A 2,885-nucleotide genomic window follows, 5' to 3' on the forward strand; every position below is an offset into this window, starting at 1 on the left:
CGGCCGGGGATGGTCGTAGGGCAGTGTCAGCTCTTCGGGGACGTCGGCCAGCGCCGCACGCCAGTAGGCGACCTGCCGGGACATCAGGCTCGTGGGGTCCTGGTCGTCGCCGAGCAGGTCGCGCTGCCACAGCGCGTAGTCCGCGTACTGCACCGGCAACGGCTGCCACTCCGGAGCCCGCCCGGCGCATCGAGCCTCGTACGCCACCGACACATCCCGCGCCAGCGGCCCCGTCGACCAGCCGTCACCGGCGATGTGGTGCACCACCACCACGAGCACCTGCTCGTCCGGCGCCACGGCGAACAGCCAGGCGCGGAACGGCACTTCGGCAGACAGGTCGAACGCGTAGCCCGCAGCCTCCGCCACAGCGGCGCCCACGTCCACCGCGGCGACCTCGCGGACCTGCAGCCCCCACCGGAGGTCCGCGGGATCGAGGACGTGCTGGTAGGGCTCACCGTCGGCGGTGGCGAACACCGTCCGCAGCACCTCATGACGGGCCACGACGTCCCGGAGCGCCGCGTCCAGGGCCCCGGCGTTCAGGGTGCCCTTGAGTCGCAGCACCGTCGGGATGTTGTAGGTGGGACTCGGGCCCTCAAGCTGCCCGAGGAACCACAGGCGGCGCTGCGTGAACGACAGCGGCACGCGCTCCGGGCGCTCCCGTGCCGTCAGCGCCACCCGGGCGCGGTCGGCGTTGTCGATGCGAGCCGCGAGACGAGCGACCGTGGGCGCCTCGAACACAGTGCGCAGCGACAGTTCGACCCCGAGCACCGACCGCACCCGGCTGACGAGTCGTACGGCGAGCAGGGAGTGGCCGCCGAGTGCGAAGAAGTCGTCGTCGACGCCAACGCTGTCCACGCCGAGGACCTGCGCGAACACGCCGCACAGGATCTCCTCGCGAACGGAGGAGGGACCGCGGCCGGTACCGGCGGTGTACTCCGGGGCGGGCAGCGCCTTGCGGTCCAGTTTCCCGTTCGGGGTCAGCGGCAGCGCGTCGAGCACCACCACCGCCGAGGGCACCATGTGCTCCGGCAGCCGCTCGCTCAGGAACTGCCGTAGGTCCAGCACCGGTTCGCCGGCCGCGTCGTCGTTGGGCACCACATACGCCACCAGACGCTTGTCCCCGGGGATGTCCTCGCGGGCAATCACCACAGCACGGGCCACCCACGGGTGCGCGGCGACAACTGCCTGGATCTCGCCCGGTTCGACGCGGAAGCCGCGGATCTTGACCTGCTCGTCCGCGCGGCCCAGATATTCGAGCCGGCCGTCCGCGTTCCAGCGGGCAAGGTCACCGGTGTGGTACATCCGCTCGCCAGGTTCGTACGGGCAGGCCACGAACCGTTCCGCGGTCAGCCCCGCCCGGCCCGCGTAACCGCGCGCCAGACCCGCGCCCGACGTGTACAGCTCACCGGCGGCACCGGTCGGTACCGGGCGCAGCCACTCGTCGAGGACGTACACACGTGTGCCGGAGACCGGGGTTCCGATCGGCACGCCGGTCTGCTCGGCCACGTCGGCCGGTTGCACCGCGTGCACGGTGGTGAACGTAGTGTTCTCCGTCGGCCCGTAGCCGTTGAGAAGGTGCAGGGAGGGCAGCCGGTGCAGGAGCGCACGGCAGTGTGCGGGAGAGAGCACGTCGCCCCCCGCCAGCAGTCGGCGGACGCCCCTCAGCATGTCGGGGTCCTGGTCGACCACTTCGTGGAACAGTCCGGCCGTCAGCCACAGGGTGGTGACGCGGTTCCTCGTCAGGAACTCCCGGAGTTCGGTGAGAGACGGCGCCCCCGACGGTGCCACCGCGAGGGTCCCGCCGTTGAGCAGCGCGCCCCAGATCTCGAAGGTCGCCGCGTCGAAGGACGCCGAGGCCAGGTGGGCAACAGTGTCACCGGGGCCCAGCTCGACGTAGCCGCTGTCGCGTACCAGGCGGTCGATCGCCCGGTGCGGGACTACGGTGCCCTTGGGCACCCCGGTGGAGCCGGAGGTGTACATGACGTACGCGGCGCTGTCCGCGTGGGCGGGGGCAGGGCGCTCCTCAGCCATGAGCGCGCTGTCCGGCAGCGCGCCAAGTGCGGCGGCCGTCTCGGCCGTGTCCAGCACCAGGTGCGGCAGACCAGCGGGCAGCGCCTCTTCCGGGAGCGCGGTCGCCTCCGTACTGAGCAGCAGGACAGGGGCCGCGTCGGCGAGCATGAACGTGATGCGTTCCGCCGGGTACGAGGGGTCGACCGGCAGGTAGGCGCCACCCGTCTTGCTGATCGCCAGCAGGGTCACCACGGCGTCGATGCCGCGCTGGGCGGCCACGGCGACCAGGCGCTCCGGACCGGCCCCCCGCGCGAGCAGCAGCCGCGCGAGACGGTTGGCGCGGGCGTCCAGCCACGCGTACGACACCTCCGTACCGTCGGCGACCAGAGCCACGGCGTCTGGGGTCCGGGCGGCCTGTGCCTCGAACAGCTCGGGCAGGGTCGAGGCGCCAGGCCGGTGACCCGTCGCGTTGTGGTCGACCAGGAGCCGCCGCAGTGCCGCCGCGTCGAGCACGTCCACCGCGGCAAGCGGCAGCCGCTCGTCGTCGGCCGGCTCAGCCTCCAGCGCGGTGACCAGGTTCTCCACCGTGGTACGCACCAGTTCGGCAACCGCCTGCGGGTCGATCGGGGCGACCGCGTCGACGGCCAGGCCGAGCCCGTCGCCGTCGTCGTCGACGGAGACCGTGAGCGGGTAGTTGGTGGCCTCCCGGCCGAAGACCAGGCGCATGCCGCCGGGTGCTTCCTGCGGTGCGGCGTCGCTCCGGGGATCGGACCGACCAGTGTTGTGCCGGTAGTTGAACAGCGACGTGAACAACGGCGTATCACCCGGCACACCGCTGGCCTGCTGCGCCAGGGCGAGCGGCGCATGCTCATGCT

At 72.2% G+C, this 2,885-nt stretch carries 1 protein-coding gene; it reads right to left on the minus strand.

All coding sequences use genetic code 11. The annotated features are described in order from the left end of the window. The coding region (locus ACWD35_RS45305; RefSeq protein WP_451357150.1) for an amino acid adenylation domain-containing protein at positions 1–2,885 on the minus strand (2,885 nt) is incomplete at both ends.

Source organism: Streptomyces sp. NPDC002671 (genome assembly GCF_053592475.1).